This window comes from Paenibacillus sp. J2TS4 (assembly GCF_018403245.1).
Classification (GTDB): domain Bacteria; phylum Bacillota; class Bacilli; order Paenibacillales; family NBRC-103111; genus Paenibacillus_L.
Genome location: NZ_BOSH01000001.1, coordinates 855,091 through 874,847 on the forward strand (window position 1 = coordinate 855,091; position 19,757 = coordinate 874,847).

16 protein-coding genes are annotated in these 19,757 nt (G+C 50.2%); 13 read left to right on the plus strand and 3 right to left on the minus strand.

The features are described 5' to 3' along the window. Positions 1-489: 489 nt before the first annotated feature. From KJS69_RS03730 to KJS69_RS03775, 10 genes are all read left to right on the plus strand, one after another. Positions 490-1,590, plus strand: a complete 1,101-nt coding sequence (locus KJS69_RS03730; protein WP_213581636.1) for a FecCD family ABC transporter permease — start codon at positions 490-492, stop codon at positions 1,588-1,590. After that, entirely contained in the window at positions 1,587-2,375 is a 789-nt protein-coding gene (locus KJS69_RS03735; RefSeq protein ID WP_213581637.1) for a heme ABC transporter ATP-binding protein, read from the plus strand. The genes KJS69_RS03730 and KJS69_RS03735 overlap by 4 nt, the downstream gene beginning before the upstream one ends. 218 nt (positions 2,376-2,593) lie before the next feature. After that, complete coding sequence (locus KJS69_RS03740) at positions 2,594-3,697, plus strand: ABC transporter substrate-binding protein (RefSeq protein ID WP_213581638.1); 1,104 nt, start codon at positions 2,594-2,596, stop codon at positions 3,695-3,697. Then, positions 3,658-4,626, plus strand: a complete 969-nt coding sequence (gene hemH / locus KJS69_RS03745; RefSeq protein ID WP_213581639.1) for a ferrochelatase — start codon at positions 3,658-3,660, stop codon at positions 4,624-4,626. The genes KJS69_RS03740 and hemH overlap by 40 nt, the downstream gene beginning before the upstream one ends. A 528-nt stretch (positions 4,627-5,154) precedes the next feature. After that, positions 5,155-5,823 carry a chromate transporter gene (locus KJS69_RS03750; RefSeq protein ID WP_213581640.1) on the plus strand — a complete coding sequence of 223 codons (669 nt, stop codon included), beginning with the start codon at positions 5,155-5,157 and terminating at the stop codon, positions 5,821-5,823. 192 nt (positions 5,824-6,015) lie between these two features. Further along, positions 6,016-6,555 (plus strand): chromate transporter, encoded by a 540-nt coding sequence (locus tag KJS69_RS03755; RefSeq protein ID WP_213581641.1) that lies wholly within the window; start codon positions 6,016-6,018, stop codon positions 6,553-6,555. 85 nt (positions 6,556-6,640) lie between these two features. Next, on the plus strand, positions 6,641-7,846 hold the full coding sequence (locus KJS69_RS03760; protein ID WP_213581642.1) for an ROK family protein: 1,206 nt from the start codon (positions 6,641-6,643) through the stop codon (positions 7,844-7,846). A 73-nt stretch (positions 7,847-7,919) separates the two neighbouring features. Next, complete coding sequence (locus KJS69_RS03765; RefSeq protein WP_213581643.1) at positions 7,920-8,879, plus strand: formylglycine-generating enzyme family protein; 960 nt, start codon at positions 7,920-7,922, stop codon at positions 8,877-8,879. A gap of 105 nt (positions 8,880-8,984) precedes the next feature. Beyond that, a complete protein-coding gene (locus KJS69_RS03770) occupies positions 8,985-9,848 on the plus strand; it encodes a sugar phosphate isomerase/epimerase family protein (protein ID WP_213581644.1) in 864 nt (287 codons plus the stop codon). Positions 9,849-10,007: 159 nt separating this feature from the next. Beyond that, entirely contained in the window at positions 10,008-11,111 is a 1,104-nt protein-coding gene (locus KJS69_RS03775; RefSeq protein WP_213581645.1) for a hypothetical protein, read from the plus strand. An 81-nt stretch (positions 11,112-11,192) separates the two neighbouring features. Here KJS69_RS03775 and KJS69_RS03780 read toward each other — a convergent pair whose 3' ends face one another. The 3 genes from KJS69_RS03780 to KJS69_RS03790 form a co-directional block, all read right to left on the minus strand. Further along, the gene (locus tag KJS69_RS03780) at positions 11,193-12,056 is read right to left on the minus strand and encodes an amidohydrolase family protein (protein WP_213581646.1); all 864 of its coding nucleotides are present in this window, start codon (positions 12,054-12,056) and stop codon (positions 11,193-11,195) included. 89 nt (positions 12,057-12,145) lie between these two features. Further along, positions 12,146-12,388 carry a hypothetical protein gene (locus tag KJS69_RS03785; RefSeq protein ID WP_213581647.1) on the minus strand — a complete coding sequence of 81 codons (243 nt, stop codon included), beginning with the start codon at positions 12,386-12,388 and terminating at the stop codon, positions 12,146-12,148. A gap of 116 nt (positions 12,389-12,504) precedes the next feature. Further along, the gene (locus tag KJS69_RS03790) at positions 12,505-12,807 is read right to left on the minus strand and encodes a hypothetical protein (RefSeq protein WP_213581648.1); all 303 of its coding nucleotides are present in this window, start codon (positions 12,805-12,807) and stop codon (positions 12,505-12,507) included. Between the two features lie 427 nt (positions 12,808-13,234). Here KJS69_RS03790 and KJS69_RS03795 point away from each other — a divergent pair, with 427 nt between their 5' ends. The 3 genes from KJS69_RS03795 (at position 13,235) to KJS69_RS03805 (ending at position 19,600) form a co-directional block, all read left to right on the plus strand. Beyond that, complete coding sequence (locus KJS69_RS03795) at positions 13,235-14,230, plus strand: YpdA family putative bacillithiol disulfide reductase (protein WP_213581649.1); 996 nt, start codon at positions 13,235-13,237, stop codon at positions 14,228-14,230. A gap of 318 nt (positions 14,231-14,548) precedes the next feature. After that, positions 14,549-17,650, plus strand: a complete 3,102-nt coding sequence (locus KJS69_RS03800; protein WP_249730336.1) for a family 10 glycosylhydrolase — start codon at positions 14,549-14,551, stop codon at positions 17,648-17,650. A 30-nt stretch (positions 17,651-17,680) separates the two neighbouring features. Then, positions 17,681-19,600: a coiled-coil domain-containing protein gene (locus tag KJS69_RS03805; protein ID WP_213581651.1), complete on the plus strand. Its 1,920-nt coding sequence runs from the start codon at positions 17,681-17,683 to the stop codon at positions 19,598-19,600. The last annotated feature ends 157 nt before the right edge of the window (positions 19,601-19,757 follow it).

The window sequence follows — 19,757 nt, forward strand, 5'->3', positions numbered from 1 at the left end:
CCGTTCTTCCTTAAAGGCTTGGCGCGAGTAATTAATACTATAGTTAAATCAGCATCCTCCTGGGCGAGCTCCGGAGGATTTTTGTTATTTTAAACAGCCTTCGGAGCTGTAGTTAAAGAGAGGAAAAACCTGCAAAAAAGCAGGTCTTCGCGAAGCGGCTAATTGAAAATAGCAAAGGACATGCAAACGTGCAGGTCGTTGGAGCCTTTTGAACGATTTTCCGCTTTTATGGTAATTAACCTGCAGATTTGTATGTCTTTTTCTATATTTACTGGATTCTTGCCAATTGACGTGCACTTTAGCATGTTTTGTTGAGCAACAATACAGATCAGACAGATAGCGAAACCACCTTGCAAAAAAATTATGGTTGACTGAAAAATAGTTTACATATAAAATAAATTTTGCCTAAATACAAAATAATTGTTAGTGGACAAAATCGATTGGCTCAGTCCAAGGATTCAGGATGGGAGAGGAGAGAGCTAGAGAACGATGAATACGAATAAGCTGCCAAGCACAGAAAAAGCCGATCACTTGAGCTATAAGCGCCATGTTCGCTCCGCTTTCACCAGCAAATGGTTGTTGGCTATCGGGATTCTGGCCGTGGCCGCGGTAATCGCGATCGTATTTGCGGCTGCGGTAGGACCGGTTTCGGTCCCGTTCTCCACCACGATGACCTTGCTGCTGGAGAAGCTTCAGCTTCCCGTCCAAACGGTTATTGAAGATCGGGAGCGGCTGATCGTCGAGCAGGTCCGTCTGCCCCGAGTTATAGTCGGAGGCTTGGTGGGTGCGGCTTTGGCGATTTCGGGTGCGGCGATGCAAGGGCTGTTTCGCAACCCGCTGGTGGAGCCGGGGTATGTGGGAGTTTCCAGCGGAGCTGCGGTAGGGGCGGTATGCGCGTTGTTTTTTGGCTGGACGCAATTTGGCAAATGGATGCTGCCCATTTCGGCTTTTGTCGGTGCTATTGTTTCCGTTATTCTCATTTTGCTAATTTGGCGGGGAAGCCGTAAATCGTCCATTACAACGCTGCTTTTGCTTGGAATAGGCATCAATGCCCTGCTCTCCGCAATCATCAATATTATGGTAGCCAGCTCCAACAGTGAGCAGGAGCTGAGAAGCATTGTGTTCTGGCTGCAGGGAGGCTTGGAGGCGCGTACCTGGGAGCATGTTCAGTTGATCGGGCCGCCGATTGTGCTGGGATGTGCGCTTATCTGCATCTTTGGCAGGGATTTGAATCTGATGCTGCTCGGAGATGAACAGGCTGAGGGCTCAGGCATTCGGGTCAGGGGGACGAGGTATATGATTCTGGGCCTGGCCTCGCTGATGACGGGCTCCGCCGTAGCGGTAAGCGGAATTATCGGCTTTGTCGGGCTGGTCGTCCCTCATGTAGTCCGGCTGATTGCGGGTCCTGATCACCGGCTGCTTCTGCCTGCCAGCGCGCTGGGAGGAGCCAGCTTTCTTATCGTCGCTGACGTTATTTCCCGCATGATTCTGCAGCCGGTCACATTGCAGGTTGGCGTAGTTTCGGCTTGTATCGGGGCCCCATTATTTATTTCGCTTGTATTGCGTTCAAGGAAGGTGAATCTGGGATGACCGTCCGTTTAAATGCACATGATCTGGCCGCCAGGATCGACCGTATATCGATTTTACGGCATGTTAACTTGAGCGTGTTCCAGGGTGAGTTCGTCGGGCTGATCGGCCCGAATGGCAGCGGCAAATCAACGCTGCTGCGCGTGCTGGCCGGGTTCCTCAAGCCGTCTGCAGGAGAAGTCTCTCTCGATGGCGCCGCTTTGCAGACGATGCCCAGAAAAGCCATTGCCCGCAAGCTCGCTTTTGTTCCCCAAGATTTGACCGTTGATTTTGATTTTACGGTACGGGAAATCGTGGCGATGGGGAGGCATCCGTTCCTTTCCCGTTTTGGGGTAGAAAGCGGTAGGGATCGCGACCAAACGGAGGAAGCGATGCGCCAAACGGGAATTCTTCATCTGGGGGAACGTTCTATGCCCAGCTTGTCGGGAGGGCAAAGGCAGATGGCGTTTATTGCCAAGGCGCTGGCCCAGGAGCCGGAGGTGTTGCTGCTGGATGAACCGATCTCCGCCCTGGACATCGGGCATCAGCTTAGAGTGCTTGGCGTAATCCGCAGGCTGTGTGGGCAAGGATTATCTGCGATAGCGGCTCTGCATGATTTGAACCTGGCTTCCCGGTATTGTGATCGGCTGATCCTGATTCGGGAAGGAGAGGTGCTGGCCAGCGGAACGTCGGAGGAAGTGATGACCGAAACCTTCATTCGCCAGGCTTATGGAGTAGATGCGGTTGTGACGACTGATTCAACGACGGGCAAACCGGCCGTTACCGCTTTGCAGGAAGCCGCCGGATAACTCGGGAACAAGGAGCCGGATCTATGAGGAATTGGCAGGGTAATGTCGAATGAAAATGAGAATCCAAGGAAGCTCGGAATGAGAATGCTAGGAACCCGATGTGAGAACGCGGGAAATCGATATGAGAACGCTGGGAACCCGTAATAAGAGCGTGGAAATCTGCAATGACGCAAGGGAACAGGAAAGATAAGAATTAAACATCAAGAGGTGGATAGGAAATGGCAAGTAAGGGAAGTGTTCTAAAAACAATAGGAATCGCAGCCGTTGCCTTGGGATTGCTCGCTGGCTTGTCGGCTTGCGGTTCAGCAGATCATCCGGAGAAGGGAGCCGCGGGGACGGAAGCGGTTCAAGGGCCAAGCGAATCCACTCCTTCGCCTGCATCGCAGTCTGATGCTGGAGTAAACGACAAGGCTTCAACGGCGGATAGGGAGGCGCAGGCAGAATTTCCCCGGCAGTTGACCGTCGGGAATGAAACGGTCACGATAGACAAGCGTCCGGTCCGGATAGCAGCCCTGTCTCTGGATACGGCGGAGATGGTTCTGGAATTGACCGACGCCTCCCACGTTGCCGTTGCTCCAAGAGGCATTGACGATCCAACGCTGGCAAGGAATACGGAGGCCGGACAGAATATCCCTAACAAAATCGCCGGGGCGACAATGCTGGATCCCGAGCAAGTGCTTTCCTACGATCCGGATCTGGTTCTGCTGACGACGATCCATGACGGGGAGAGGGATGCTGACCCTATACTTAAACAAGCCGGGATTCCGCTGATTACGTTCCAGGAATGGAACACATTACAGAAGCTTCAGCAGCATTTGCAGTTAATCGGACAGGCGATTGGACAGGAGGATAAGGCCGAATCGATCGTGGCCGACATGAACCGGAGAATCTCTGCAGTTGAAAATGCCGTAGAGAACAGCAAGGTTAAGCCGTCAGTGCTGGTTCTGTCGCCCGTCGGTCCGAATACGGGACCTTATCTGCTTGGACAGACGAACATTTCGTATGATCTGGTCGTTAAAGCTGGCGGGGTCCCCGCTGTCGATCTTATCGGAGTAAACCGGACGACGAAGGCGTCCATAGAGCAAGTAATGAAGGCCGATCCGGATATGATCCTGGTGATTGAGTGGGATGATAAAGGCGACAGCGAATTGGAGGAGATGATGTCTCAAGCCGCTTGGCAATCGCTTCAGGCCGTTCATGAAGGGCGCGTGAAGAAGATGAAAGCGAATCAGGTGACCAACCCGAATCTGAGTGTTATAGACAGCCTGGAGGAAATAGCGGAATGGGTGCGCGAATTCGCATCCGGACAGGAGGCGCCATGATCGGGCTTGTACTGACCGCTTACGGGATGGTTTCTTCCTTGGATGAACTGGAGGATTTCTATACACATATTTATCATGGGAAAAAACCGGATGAGGATAAAATGGCCCAAGCGCTGGCCCAGTACCGTTCTTTGGGGGTATGCGATCCTCTTTATTCGGTTACCCGGCGGCAAGCGGAAGCACTGGAGCGCAGGCTGGCTTCTAAGCTAGAGCAGACGGTCAAATCATACGTAATCTGCAAGCACACTCCCCCGTTTGCCGCAGAGACGGCAGCAGCCATGATCGCCGATGGGGTGTCGAGAGCCGTTATTCTGCCGTTATCTCCGCTTTATTCCAAAACGGGAGCAGGCTGGTATGAGCGGGACCTGCGTGAAGCATTGCCTTGTGAGCGGCCAGTGGAGCTGCTGCCCGTTTATCACTGGCACCTATTCCCTGAATTCGTGCAGATAGTCGCACAAAGAGTCCGTACCGCTGCAGCCTGGCTTCCAGCAAAGGTGCGCGGGAGAACGACAGTCGTATTTACTGCTCATAGTCAGCCCGGCCGGCCTGAGGCCCACCCGGAATATTGCGAACAATTCCAGGCGCTGGCGGAAGCTGTCGCTCAGGAGGCGGGCTGCGTTTCATGGCGGTCAGCTTACCGCAGCGGAAATCCCGCTCCTCAGACTTGGCTGGGACCGGATGTGCTGGAGGTCATCGAGGAAGAGAAGGCGGCAGGCACTGAAGCGATCGTTGTATGTGATTTGCTGTCTCTGACCGAGAATGTAGAGCTGCTGTACGATATTGGAGTCGAGGGGCAGGCTAGAGCGGAAGCGCTCGGAATGGAATTCGTACGGACCGGTTGCTTGAACGACTCGGACGATTTCATGAATGTCATGTTGACTATCGTTATGGAGCGGCTGGCGGAAGCGGGTTGGAACTATATAAATTGAACTAAAGAATTCATAGATCATGGAGTGGAGAAAGAAAGATGCTTCCAGGGCGAGTTTTGGCTTTGTATTCCTACCATCCGAAGGACATCCATATAGAAGGAATCTGTTGGATCGGGGTCCCCGAAAAGTAATGTATAAACCTTTTTCGAAGCAAAGTCAGGGGGATCGACCGCGCTTAGAGGAGGGTTTAGACGCCGACCGTGTTACGGTGCGGACGGAATTCACTACGAAGCCTATCCTCACTTTTTGGGGAAGGAGTATGATGTTTGAAGCTTCGGAGGCACTTTCCTTCGGGACGGAATGATCGCTTTCTTTAGTGCCACTTATATAGATTGTTGTCCCGTCTTAAGAAAAAACCAAAATTATACAAAGTATGGGAGTTAACTATATGACTATGGGGAAATTAGGCTTCTGCCTAATTTTTTTTGCAATTAGGGCGAATCTTTATTCCAAAATGGTATTAATAGAGTTATAATAAAGACGAAGAGATCAATTTTACATCATGAACGTGGAAAGAAGTGTTGCCTGATGGCTCCTATACAAAATTCGTGGAAGAAGTACGCGTCGATCTTTTGGACGTTTTTTAAAATTTCGCCGGTCACCTTCGGAGGGGGCTATGCGATGATTCCCGTTATCGAACGGGAAATTGTCACGAAGCGGCAATGGATGGATGATAAGGAGATGGCAGACGTGCTGTCGATATCGGGTTCGGCTCCCGGAGGAATTGGCGTGAACGCCGCTATTTTTACCGGCTTCCGGCTGGGCAAATGGGGCGGGGCCATCTCCGCTCTAATCGGGATTACGCTGCCTACCTTTCTCATCGTGCTAGCTCTTGGTGCTATTTTCGTCCAGTTTCGGGGAATTCCGAAGATCGAAGCCGCCTTTGCCGGCATTCAATCCGCAATCGCCGCTTTGATCGTGTTCGCTGCTTACCGGCTGCTGCGAACAGCGGTACTCGATGTATCTACGCTGCTTGTTGCGATAGGCACCGCGGTGCTGCTTCTTTTTTCCCCGGTTCATCCTCTTATCTTAATTGTATCGGGCATGCTTATCGGCGTTGTGCTCATTAAGGTTAAGGAAAGACTTGGATTGAAGATCAAACTGGATAAAGCAAGCTCTCGTTCCAAAGATGAACCATCGCGAACCGATCGTGCTTCTTATACCTCCAACGATTATTTCATCGGTGACGGAATTTGATGCCAGGCAAGGAATTCACTACGAAGCATATCCTCACTTTTTGGGGAAGGAGTATGATGTTTGAAGCTTCGGAGGCACTTTCCTTCGGAACGGAATGATCCCTTTCTTTAGTACCACTTATATAGCGGCAACCGAGTACAACAAGAATGAGAAAGGCGGGTTGCAAACAACCTATGGGACGGGGGGATTGTCATGCTGCTATTAAACTTATTTTGGACATTTTTTAAAGTCGGGCTTTTTTCCTTCGGCGGCGGTTATGCGATGATTCCCGTCATTGAACACGAAGTGACTACACAGGGATGGATGACCAGTGTGGAATATAATGAAGCGATTGCCCTAGCCGGAATGTCACCCGGTCCGATTGCAACGAATGGGGCTGTATATGTAGGTTATCATACAGCGGGCCTGGCCGGAGCTTTGGCCGCTACACTCGGGATGGTCCTGCCATCCTTACTGCTTATTGTTATTATTGCTTCCTTTTTTATACGGATTAATGAGCATAAACTGGTTAAATCAGCTTTTTACGGTCTGCGGCCAATCGTTGCCGGATTGGTTGCTTATGCCGGGGTTAACTTTAGCTATACGAGCGGCATCATCGGAGAAATATCTTGGCAAAGCGTCATTGCCTTTACTATTTTTGCGGCTGCTTTGTTCGCTTTGTTTAAATACAAGCTTCATCCGCTGTATGTTATAGTATTTTCCGCCTTGGCCGGCGCTGCCTTTTACAGTTAAGCCTGGAGTTGTATAATGGGATTAACTGGGCACAACGGAACTTCAATGTGTCATTAAGAAGTTAGGAAGGGCGGGGAAAGCTCTGATGAATGGTTCGTCTTCGGGAATGGGGAATAAGGCGAAGTCGATTTTTCGGCTCATTCGCAAGCAGCAAAAAGTGTCCAAGCAGCACTTGCTGGAGCAGTGCGAAATTCCAGTCAGCACATTAACCCGAATATTGGAGGAGCTTACGGCGCAAGGCTGGATTCGCGAAACCGGTTTAGGGGAATCTACAGGAGGACGCCGGCCGATTCTATACGAGGTGAATCCAGAATATGGATATTTATTCGGTCTGGAAATTTCTCGACTTTATGCCAGACTGGTGTTATGTGACCTGCAGACGAATAAGCTTGCGGAACGAAGCTGGAGCATGACCCGTGAGGCTACACCTCAATACGTCATGGATCGGGCGGCAAACGAAGTCGAATCGCTCCTGAGAGAAGGGAATATTTCATTGTCGGCCGTGCTCGGACTTGGTATCGGGGCGGTCGGTCCGGTTGACAGGGAGCGGGGGATGATTTTGCAGCCCCGCCATTTTCTTGCTCCCGGCTGGGAGAATGTTGAAATTTGCCGGCTGCTCCATGAGAAGCTGGGCATTCCCGTTGTGCTGGATAATGGCGCCAATACGGCTATTCGTGGCGAATACTGGGCCGATTCCGCCAAAGAATTCAAGCATTTGCTGTATATTCATGGAGGGATGGGCTTGCGCTCGGCGGTTATGTCGGCCGGTAAAGTCGTCTACGGGGCGGTCGATATGGAGGGAGCTGTCGGACAAATGATTATTCAGACCGATGGCAGGCCTCATCGCGAAAGCGGAGGCAATTACGGCAGTCTTGAATCGTATACGGCTATCCATGCATTAGAGAAGGAAGCTTCGGCCAAATTAAAGCAGGGCCGAGACAGCCTGCTTCTTGCATTGGCGGGAAGTCCGGAGCAAGTTTCTTTTGCCCATCTCGTTCGGGCGCTTCAGCAGCAGGATCCGATGACGGTGGAAATTTTTGCCCAGGCGGCTACTTATTTTGGAATTGGCTTAGCCAATCTGTTAAATATTTTACATCCCGAAAAAGTGATTCTGGGCGGTCCTTTAATTACCGCTCACGATCTGTTTTTTCAAACGAGCACCCGCGTAGCTGTGCAGAAGGCTTACTATTACCCGGAATATCAGGTTATTTTCAGCCGGGGCATGCTCGGTGAGGATGCGATAGCGCTGGGAGCTGCGATCATGATCATTGATTCGCTGACAGAGGAATAGCTCTTTCGAGACGGCTCTTGGATCACGGTTTTAAGTCAAGACAGGCGAGTCCATGGAAAGCGAGGATAAAAGAATGACAATGAAGAAAGCATGCTGTTCAGCGAGCAGGCCAACGGCAGAGGGGAAGGAATTTGCAGCGCTTGACCGGGAGATTCCTGTTTCGGGTTCTTCCTCATCGACGGAAGGAATGATCCTTTTGCCGGGGGGAACATTTATGATGGGAACGGAAGACGATGAAGGCTTCCCCGATGACGGAGAAGGACCTGTTCATGAAGTAGAGGTCGCTCCCTTTTATATCGATCCTTATGCTGTATCCAATCGAAAATTTGCCGAATTCGTTCAGGCAACCGGTTACAAGACAGAGGCCGAGCGATTTGGCTGGTCATTTGTATTTCACCATTTTGTGTCTGAAGAGGTGGCCAAGACGGTGGAGCGTGTCGTGCAGGCCGCTCCTTGGTGGTGGCCGGTGAACGGAGCTTATTGGGCCTGCCCGGAAGGACCGGACTCGAATGTGGAGGATCGCTGGGATCATCCCGTCATTCACGTCTCCTGGAACGATGCGGCAGCCTATTGTCAGTGGGCCGGCAAACGGCTGCCTACGGAGGCGGAATGGGAATATGCGGCCCGGGGCGGGTTTGTCCAAAAAAAATATCCATGGGGCGATTTGCTTAAGCCCGAAGGAAAATACGTCTGCAATATTTGGCAGGGAAAATTTCCTGTCAAAAATAATGCCGTGGACGGATATGCCGGAACCGCGCCAGTTGACGAGTATTCTCCTAACGGGTTCGGCTTGTACAATGTGGCCGGGAACGTGTGGGAATGGTGCTCGGATTGGTTTAGTCCGACTTATTACAAGGAAGCGCCCAGAAACAATCCTAAAGGCCCAGAAGCCGGGACGAGCCGGGTAACCCGGGGCGGATCGTATTTATGCCATAAATCCTACTGCAACCGGTATCGGGTCGCTGCGAGAAGCTCGAATACCCCGGACAGCTCCACAGGAAACATGGGCTTCCGCTGTGCTGCGGACGCATGATTCCATGGGCGGTACAGAAGTGGAAAATTTTTTCGAAAAATGGATGCCCCTTTGGAATTAAATGCGCTATAATAAACAGATCATTAGCATAAGGAGGCAATATATATGAAAATCGGACTGAGTTCCTACAGTCTGTCCCGTCTTATTAAATCCGGGGAAATGACCCTTCTTGAGGCCATCCAATGGGTCTCCGAGAATGGCGGAGAGCACGTAGAAATTGTCCCGATAGGCTTTGATTTAATCGAGGAGCCTTCGCTTATCGAAGCGATTCGCAACAAGGCAGCCGATGTAGGCATCGATATTTCCAATTATGCCGTTGGCGCCAATTTCATTACCGACAGCAAAGAGGGCTTTGACCAGCAGGTAGAGCTGCTGAAGAAGCATGTCGACATTGTCCATGGTCTTGGAGCGAAATTAATGCGTCATGACGTAGCGTCCCGTCCGATCCCGGAAACGTCGATTGCCCAGTTCGAAGCGGATTTGGAGACGATGGTGGAAGGCTGCCGGCAAGTAGCCGACTATGCTGCTCAATTCGGCATTACGACGAGTGTGGAGAATCACGGTTATTTTGTGCAGGCGAGTGACCGGGTCCAGCGTCTGATTCATGCAGTGGACCGCCCGAATTTCAAGACTACGCTGGATGTAGGCAACTTTATGTGCGCGGACGAGAACTCGGTCGTAGCCGTGAAGAAGAATGTTTCTTATGCCTCGATGGTTCATCTTAAAGACTTCTATCTGCGTCCCTCCTATCGCAATCCGGGTGAAGGCTGGTTCCCGACGGCAAGCGGTAATTTTTTAAGAGGGGCAATTGTTGGACACGGCGATATCGATATGGTGGAAGTGATTCGGGTAGTGAAGCAGTCGGGTTACGACGGATACATATCGATCGAGTTCGAAGGAATGGAAGATCCCCGCACCGGATCGAAGATCGGAATGGCTAATGCCAGACGGATTTGGGAAGAAGTTTAATCCAACTGAACTAATTCTAGTTAACGAACTAAACCAGGGACTGCTCTTTCAGCAGTCTCTTTTTGTTTGATTATTTAACATGTACAAAAAGATGGAAGACAAGACCAGTGGCTGATAAACTATGGTTATCTTTTCCAATAAATGGGGGAGTTCACGATTATGAAAAAATTCATTACAGGGGTGCTGGTCGGAGCCTGTCTGACACTGGGCACTACGGCACTCGCGGCCACGGTAAAGCAATACATCCTGACAGAGCCTTCTTATCCGCTCTTCGTCAATGGAATCGAGTATAGAGATTCCGATAATCCCATCCTGAACTATGAAGGCAGCACCTATATTCCTCTGGCTAAAATCGGCGATCTGACCGGTGTCGATTATCACTGGAACAATGAATTAAGCCGGGTGGAAATTAACACGGACGGCCAAGGGAGAATCGAGGGAGATAACGCTGCTTCGTCCGGGCCATCCAACGCTTCCAGTCCCGGGAACCGTGAACTTGCCGAGAGAGAAGCGATTGAGAATTTAAATATAAATAACCAGGTGAAGTACGGACCGCCTAAAGGTTTGGTGGAGCAAGGCGGAATGGTTTTTTTCTATGCGTATGATGCTGATGGAAATTTCAAAGGGCAGTTTACCGATGAAGATGATATCGTGCTTGTCATGTCCAGGTTAGAGAAAAGAAGCGAGCTTCCGCCCACTTTATCCGAAGGCTGGATTTCATCTGGCTTGCTTGCCAAAATCTACGATAGCCAAGTTGAATTCAAAAACGATGTGATGGTATTTAAAACAAATCCTTTCGTGCTAAACGAGAAGGAATACTTCCGCTTCGTTCTTGCGCCGGATTGGAAGACGAAAGAGATTAGCAAAACAAGCAATGACATTCGGGTGAAAACCTTCAGCTATGAACAAGGGATCACGGACGAATGGGTGAGGGAAGAGACTCTGGAGAAATATACGAATGTCGAAATCTTGGGCGGGGTCGGGCCTGAAGTCAGTCCCGGAATCTATAAAGCGGTCAGTTATTTTTATACAAAGGATGAAAAGGGAGACCGGAAGCTGCTGTATGAAATCACTTGGCCCAGAAGAGAGACGAAAGATGACGAAGAAATACAGAATGTGGACGGAATAAGGGTGAAATATAGCGGCTCTCGCGTTTATTATAATACCGACGATTTGAAGAAGCTGGGCATTCTTCAATCCGAGCGAGGCTACAGCCCCTACTACAACATAGAAGATTTGCAGAAGGCGGGCATTCTGCAATAAACATCTCTCAGTGCACTTATAAATGCAAACAGGCCCGGTCCTCTCAAAGAGGCCGGGCTTATCATGTCCAACTCTCTATTCTTACTCTGGGATGAGCTTCAGAGCGTTTTGATAATAAATCTTGTCGAGCACCGGTTTAGGCAAGTCCAGCGAGTTCAGCAGCGGCTGGTGCACATTATCGAAATAATCTCGTCCGTACATAATCCGATCCTGGAACTCGATCAAAAATTGCTTGGCAAATTCTCTGTCTCTTGCCAGCGCGTTGCAGCCCGAGCCTGCGGAAATATCGCAATACAGGTTCGGATATTTGCGCAGCATCTCGGACACCCGGCCTCCCGGCAGGACAGGGCCTGTCGGATAGGCGGTCTTATTATACTGATCATCGCCCGAAATATGTGCCCAGAAACCAGGGGCATGCCCGATAAAGATCGTTTCCGGACAAGCCTCGACCGCGCGCTCAAAGGCACCGATTCCGCCGCCGTACCACCAATTGGGACGAGGATAAGTGGAGCCCGTATCCAGCTCGTAGTCGATATGGACGAGGATGGGCAGCCCCTTCTCACCACAAAAACGATACAGCCGAATGGCATCCGGATTGTCGTACATCATCCGCAGCTTAAGCTCGCCATACAGCTTGACGTCATAGAGCTGAATCGCATGATTGAGCTTATCGATGGCATTGGGAAGACGCGGATCGGGTGCGTACCCGAGCACGAACTTGTCCGGGGCTTGTTCCTTGTAGGCGACGCATCGCTCGAATGGAATCGGCCCGTTAGGCTTATCCGGGTCGGGAATGACCTTAATATAATCCGGATTGTATTCACTCTCCGGGCATTCCCAACTGAGCAGCCAGGTTTTATCAATATTGTATTGCTTCATGTTATCCAGAAATCGTTCCAGATTGTAGCCATACCAGTCCGGGTGATTATGTATGTCAATAATCACAATGAATCGCCCCTATCTCCTGCAATAATTAAAAACAAGTATAATACATGTCTTTATTGTAGACTGGATAGCGAGCGCTGGCAATACGTTTATTTATTAATTTGAACGTAATAGTCCACAGCAGCTTTTTCAGCTTGCTCCGCAGATGGCTGAGGAAACGATAAAAATATGAGTTCCTCGTTTGCTTCTGCCGGTTGTTCTGCACCCTCGGAGAGACTCTGCCCCTGTCGCTTTATTATTTTGCCGATATAGCTGTTATTTTCGTTCTCCTGATCCACAAGGAGCAAGTATTGAGGATTGTTGAGTGTTCGGGTCACTAGGTTCGTAGTCATAATCCTGATCGTCCTTTCGTAAATTACTGCGTATGTCATCATTGTATCATAAATAACGGTTGAAAAAAGACACGCCGCTATGCAAGCGAACGTGCCCTTAATCGGTAATTTTTCGATTAGAAGAATCCCGGACCGCCGAAGCCACCGAATGGGCCAAAGCCGCCAAATGGGCCGAATCCGCCGAATGGACCGAATCCTCCGAAGGCGAAAGGAGAGGTTCCGATAGCCAACAAATCAAACAGAACGAGAGGAATGACCGCTTTTGTCTGAACGGATTTTCCTTTGGGCTGTTCAAAGATTAGCTGGTTGCCTCTCACTGCCGCTAGCTTTCCGCTAACTTGAGAGCCGTCTTTTTTGACTGCATAAACATATTTGCCAACAAGCTTTTGCACTTCTTGTCTGGAAATCGTCTGGTTCACGCTTACACCCCCTTTATGGCACGGAAATCATGGACTTTGGGGACAAGCCTAGTCTATGCCGTCTAAACAAATCTGGAAGACACGAGACACCCCATGTCGTAATCTTATTCTATGACGGAATAGGGGAGGGGGTTTGGATGGATGCCGAGGGCATGTACCCGATGTCAGTCAGGAAACGTCCGGTGAAAAAGGAGAGAGCGAGAGAAAGTTTGCCGAAAGGTAGTTTTTATACATAATAGAATTTATAAGTTCGGGGCTCCCCGCAAAGTATCCGGAATAGACTTCGAAGGCATACGTCACTTTGTGGAGTTATTTTATCCCGGACTTCGTGGCAAACCTTCCGGTATAAAGTATAATAGATGGAGAATGGAGTGAGGAACTGACCCCATAGGCATGACTCTGAAACTATATGGAGGGTAGGCAACAGATGGAACAGGTTATTATCATCGGAGCGGGACCTTGCGGTTTATCCGCCGCCTCCGAATTAAAGGAGCAGGGTCTCGATCCTCTTATTATTGAAAAAGGGTCGATTGTCGACTCGATCTATCGTTATCCGACGTTTTTGCAATTTCACAGCACGCCTGAATTATTGGAAATCGGCGGGATTCCATTTATTACGCCGAATGAGAAGCCGACCCGCCTGGAAGGGCTGACCTATTATAGAACGGTTGCTGAGCGCAATCAATTGCGAATCCGACTATATGAGAAGGTGTTGTCCATTCATTCCGCAGAGGAAGGATTTGAATTGGAAACAGAGGATCGGCTCGGCCACGTTCATTCCTATAGAGCGAAGCATGTGATCGTCGCCACCGGTTATTTTGACCAGCCTAACAGGCTGGGTGTACCCGGAGAGGACCTGCCTCATGTTTCCCATTATTATCGCGAGGCGCATCCATATGCCGCTATGAAAGTGGCCATCGTTGGCGGGAACAATTCAGCGGTGGACGCTGCTTTGGAGCTGGTGCGGGTGGGCGCCGAAGTAACGGTTATTTATCGGGGAGCGGAGCTGTCCCCGTATGTGAAGGCATGGGTGCGGCCGCTCTTCGAGAGCATGGTGAACAAAGGAAAGATCCGGATGCTGTTCTCTTCCCGGATTACGGAAATCGCGACAAGGTATGTAACCGTCGAGACAGAAGGGACAACCTCGCGGCTCGACAATGATTTTGTACTGGCGTTGACCGGGTTCCGACCCGACCGCCAGCTTCTTCAGGCATCTGGAGTAGAGGTGGATGAAGAGACCGGGGCTCCGCAGCATAACCCGGAGACGATGGAGACGAATGTGCCTAACTTATACATCGCCGGAGTCATTGCGGCCGGAAGCCGGGCGAATGAAATTTTTATTGAGAATGGACGTTTTCATGGCAAAAGCATCGCGCGATCGATTGTGGAGCGCGCAGGTATTGCATTCGATTCTCAGCGATAGCTTCTGCGCGTATGATTACGAAGATCCATCCGCGAAGGACGCCGATAGGCGTTTTTTTCGAGACCTATTTAGAAAGTAACCGTTTTTTCAGGGGAGGCAAAGGGCCATCCCCTTTTTGTTTTTATGAAGGCCCCTCCCTTAACGACCGGGGAGGGACGTTTATCTGCCCATCTGTAAAGGTACCGAATCAGAGCTGCAGCAAAGAGTCATGAAAGTGCTGTAAAAAGTAATGAGCTTCCCCTATTTTCATGTAAACGCTGTCAAATATAATGAAGAAGGACCGGTCCATATTATGTAATAGTCATGGGAGGTGCAATAATGTTAAAAAAGCTGAATCTGCTGCTTCTTTGCTGTCTTGTCCTTTCTCTATGGTCCGCATCGGGAATAGGGCAGGCCGCACAGACGGAAGCCGGCCTTTCGGCTAACGGCCTGGCGGCTGGGCTCTCCGCGGCCTTGGAGCTTTCGAATGAGAGTGATCTTTCCTTCTTAAATGCATCGGGGCCTAACCTGTTGGATCCAAAGCTGCCGGATGATGAGGATGTTTTCACTGATGGAGATACGGTAACCGAATCGGTCTATTCCCCTGATATCCGTGCAGGTATGGCCGAAGAGGGAGACTACATAGAGGTGGAGGCAGCCCCGGAGGATATTACGGTTATTGTCGAGGGACCACGCAAGCAAATCAATTATATTGATGAGCCTTTGGACGGAATTACCGATTATATTGCTCTCTATACGAATGATTTCGGAGAGCAAATTACCGTTCCGCGGACCGCTGTAGCTGTGCAAACGGACAGTAATAACCAGGTGCTGCAGGTGATTAACCGATCTTTTAACGGAGAGGCTCCGAATTGGACGGGTCCGACCGATCTGGCGATTCCGCCGGGCGGATATGTGCTGTTGGCGAATGATGACAGCTGGGCTAACAAGACATACAAGCAGTATTTGGCGAAAAATTTCAAGCCCGGCGATATCATCAAGCTGCGCAAGAACGGAGAAGTGGTGCCGGTAACGGAGCTGATGACGGGTCAGGGACCAAGAGCAAGGCTCACGCTCGACAATGCCCAGATCTATACGGTTACCGGGCCGCAAACGGAAATTGGCGGGTTGGTCACCAATCGAAGTGATGACGCGAGTTATACGCTGACTGTTAACGGTCAAACGGTAGCGATAGCAGCGGACGGTACGTTCCGCCATGTCTATTCGCTGGTTAGCGGGGTTAATTATATAGACATCGCGCTTAGCAAGAACGGCATTCTGCAGGATGAACAATCACTCATTGTTTATTATCATCCGCCGCAAAGTCTTCCGAAGAAAGTGTTCCTGTGGGTGGATCAAGGATCGAATGCGGTCAGCTTCCAGACGAGCCAAAGTGTGCGCGATATGCTGGATAAAGCCAAGGACGCTGGCGTTACCGACGTTCTCCTTGATGTTAAAGGAGTCGAAGGCTTCGCTTCGTACCAGCGGAATGATTTAACCGGACGTCCCTATGTCAGTGAAATGACCGCTCCGACCAGAGCTGGAGCCAATCCCGATCTTGATTTGCTGGAGGAATTCATCCGTCATGGGCATGAGCTTGGCCTGAAGGTCCATGCCGCGTTTAATGTATTCGCAGAAGGATCGTTCGCCCATAACGAATTTGCGGTGCTCAATGATCATTTGGATTGGGAGGAGTACATTTATCGTCCGGAGGACAACGGAGAAATCAAGAGACTCCGCGAGAGCGCATACGGTAAGAAAGACGCTCTGGTCGCCTTCGTCAATCCGGCTAATGATGATGTTCGGCATTATCAACTGCTGGGCTTCGAGGAAGTCATGAAGAACTATGATGTGGACGGAATCCTATTGGATCGCGGCAGATACGATAATTTCTTCGCCGACTTCGGGGAGGTTTCGCGAGCCAAGTTCGAGGCGTTTCTCGCTGAGAGAGGAAAGAGCGTCAATCAGTGGCCGCATGATGTGTTCCACTACGCTCCGGACGGATCCCGTGTCAACGGTCCGCTCATTGCGGATTGGTGGGAATTCCGGTCCGCGACCATCCAATCTTTTACCGAAGAAGTCAAGGAGCTTGCCGAACGTTATGAAGCGCTGACGGGAAGAGAGATTCAAACGTCCGCATATGTCGGTTCGTGGTATGAGTCTTATTATCTGAACGGGGTGAACTGGGCGAGCCCGCAATTCCGCTACGATTCGCGGCTTGGTTTTCCCGAAGATTACCTATATACGGACACTTACTACAACACCGGATATACGGATAATCTGGATTTTCTAATTATCGGAACGTATCAGACGACGGCTAGACAAATAGAGAAGTATATTACGCTCGGCAATATTTTGACTAACGGAGATTTGCCGCTTTATGCCGGTATGGCGCTTTCCAACCTTCAGGACCCCGCCCTGCAGCGGGAGGTGTTCCAGGCTGGACTGACGAAGACGAACGGCTTGATGCTGTTCGATTACTCACAAGTAAACTGGCCGATCATTAAAGCGTCCATCGAAGACCGGGAGTATGTGAAGGATTACCAACTCGGCGTCAGCATTCCCGGGGAGCCGAATCAATTTATCGAGGCCGACTTCTACAATGTGAACCGGAATGAGAACGATCTGAATGTGTATACGAGCCAATTCGGTCTATCGACCGGGACGAATACGTGGGGAGTGGAGGCCATTGTCGATGCGCAGGGCCAAGTGACCCGCGTCGTGAACAAGACTCAGGCGATGACTTGGAACTGGACGAACAAGGAACCGAATAACAGTCTCATTCCTGACGGCGGTTTCGTCATCTCCGCTCTCGATGCTTCCGGGCTGCGGACAAAAAGACAGCTGGTCGCCAACACTTATTCGGCAGGAGACCACGTCAGATCCGCGATATTGAGCGGAGTCCAGCAATATGATAATACAGTCGTTAACGGGCCGCTCGCGGTCATGGAAGGAAGTGTGGAAGTGCTTGGTCCCGGAACGCCACTCGTTCAATTGAATGGGATTCCCGCGGTAGTGAAGCCCAACGGAGATTTTAGCGCCAGCCTACCTCTGGAGCCTGGTGAGAATCAGGTTGTCATTACCGTCTCCGTGGATGGGATGAAGACGAATGAGGCACATATTCGGGTGACTCGGGAAGAGCCTGCGCTGCCGATCATCCGGCTGGAGCTCGATTCCTACAGATATAATCTTGTAGTCGGAGAAACTCACGACACCGAAGTGACGGCGGTTTATTCGGATGGAAGCCGGGAACGAATTACCGGGGCCACTTTCAAATCATCGCACACCAAAGTGGCCGAAGTGTCCGATAGCGGCCAAGTGACCGCGCTCAAACCAGGAAACGCGTTCATCACCGTCGAATATGAAGGACAAAAAGCCCAAGCTCAGGTAAAGGTATTCCATCATGACGTTCCCGGTCGGGGGAAAGGCAAGGGGAACTAACCGCTAAAAAGTGATATCCAAGGAGGAATTATGAAAAAACGATTATTGTTTTTACTAACCGCCTTCGTGATGTTGTTTAATGTTCCCATGCTGGCCTCTGCTTACTTCGTGGGAGAGGAGGTTCCGATTACCTACCAGAAACGTTTTCTACCCTTCGATACGCCTTACGTCAACTATATTGCCGAAGGCGGTCAGGTGTTTGTCTCCAACGCTCCCGAGTCCATTTATAGCGATGGAGCGGAGCGTGCGGATGGCAGTCTTATTGCCGGGCAAGTCAACGCTACCTTGTACAGGGATACTGTAGGCGGATCTTTCCGATTCTGGGGATCTCATTATAATAGAAGCTCTACCGCTCTTAAGTTCTGGATCCACATCACAAATACCGAAAATGAGCCGGTTCGCCTCTACAGATCATTGGAAGGATTTGCGGTTGGAGAAGTCACTGCAGCGGCAAGCAAGGCAACGCTTGAATTTATGAATAGTGAATCTCAGCCAACTTTGCTTCATACGATCCCCGCCGGTAGCTCTTATTATTTTGAATACACAGCGGATCAGCCCGTTGATCTGTCAAGCGCGGTCGTTTATTTCGCAGAGTTTCGTGCGGAGAAAGAGAACGGAGGGGAAGAGGCTTCCATCCTGCTCTCTCATGTCGTCACGGATGATTCTGTAACCGACCCGACCTCTTATGCGGAAACCCCGACCATTGCCCGAACGAATGCGACAGCAACCCGCTCGGACGATTACCGCGGCTTGTTGGAGCATTGGGGGAGGAAAGGGACGATTGAACTGGAATTAGACGACCAGGCTCTGTCGGCAGGAGTTAAAATAGCTGATTTGGGATATTCCGGAGAGCAGGAAAAGCTGATGACCCGCTGGAATACGATGGGGGAGCCAATCGAGCAGAGCGAAGTCCGGTTTGTGGTTCCACCTAATATTGACAAGATAAGGCTCGCTTATTGGTATACGGATTATGTGCTGGATGTCCGTCTTGTCAATAACACTTCCTATTCTAAAATCCATACGATGCATGGCAGCGCAGGCTTTAACCCGGGCTTTATTAATTATCAGCTTAACGATTCCACTGCATACAACTTTCATTTTAGCCGCGAAACGGCCGTACCGGTTACAACGGATATGAATTACAGGCTGCGCTTGATGGTTATGCCTTCCGCTTATTTGCCCTTTGGGATTTACTTTGTGGCAGGGGATGAAGAAATACCCCTTGATCTGGCGGTAGTCCAAGCCGAGAATACATTCGATGAGAATGATTGGACCGAGGCTCAAACGATTGTTAATGCTATGCCCGATGGAGAAATAAAAACCGCACTGCTTATTCGCCTGCAACAATTGGAGCAGAAGAGAAAAGCTGCTCTGCAAGCAGTGGCTCAAGCCGAGAGTGAAGTTGCCGGAATCGAGCAAGAACTGTCCCAGCTTAATGATAAGCTGCAGAATACCGACTTTGCAGTGGATAAAAAGGAACGGGAGCGCCTGATTCAGCTATTGGAAGCGGAGCGCAGCGAGCTTCAAGAATGGGCTAAGAATACAGGCCAAGCGATTCAATTGATTCCAGATAAGGATAAGCCGGGCCTGTCCGGGATAATCGTGCGACTGACCGAAAGAATGGATCGGACATTAGGATGGTTGGATTCGATTTCGATTATTTTGGAGGAAGCAAAGGATAATGACCGCAAAGGAAACGGAAATACAGAATTTCGTCTCTCCATCTCCCGGGGCGACACAGTCAATCTATTCGATCCATTAGAGGATCGGCTGATTCAGCTTCTGGGATCTGTCGATGAGTTGCAATGGTTGTCCATGAATCCATTCAAAGTGACGGTGGATGGATTGGGCCATGTGACCGCTAATGAGAATGGAGTCTATAAAGTTATCGTTTATAATGATAAAGGGAAAGCGGACATATTTCTGGTGGTGAATAGCAAGTCGCATTAATTATAGTTAAACGGAAAACAGAGAAATCAACAGACTGATAATCTGCAGATAGAGAAGGCTATGCCAGAGCTGGCAGAAGACAGAGACCATCCTTCTCCTGAGAATTCCGAAATAGAGAACTGGTCGCGGGGAAACCCGCGGCCTCTATTGCGCTAGA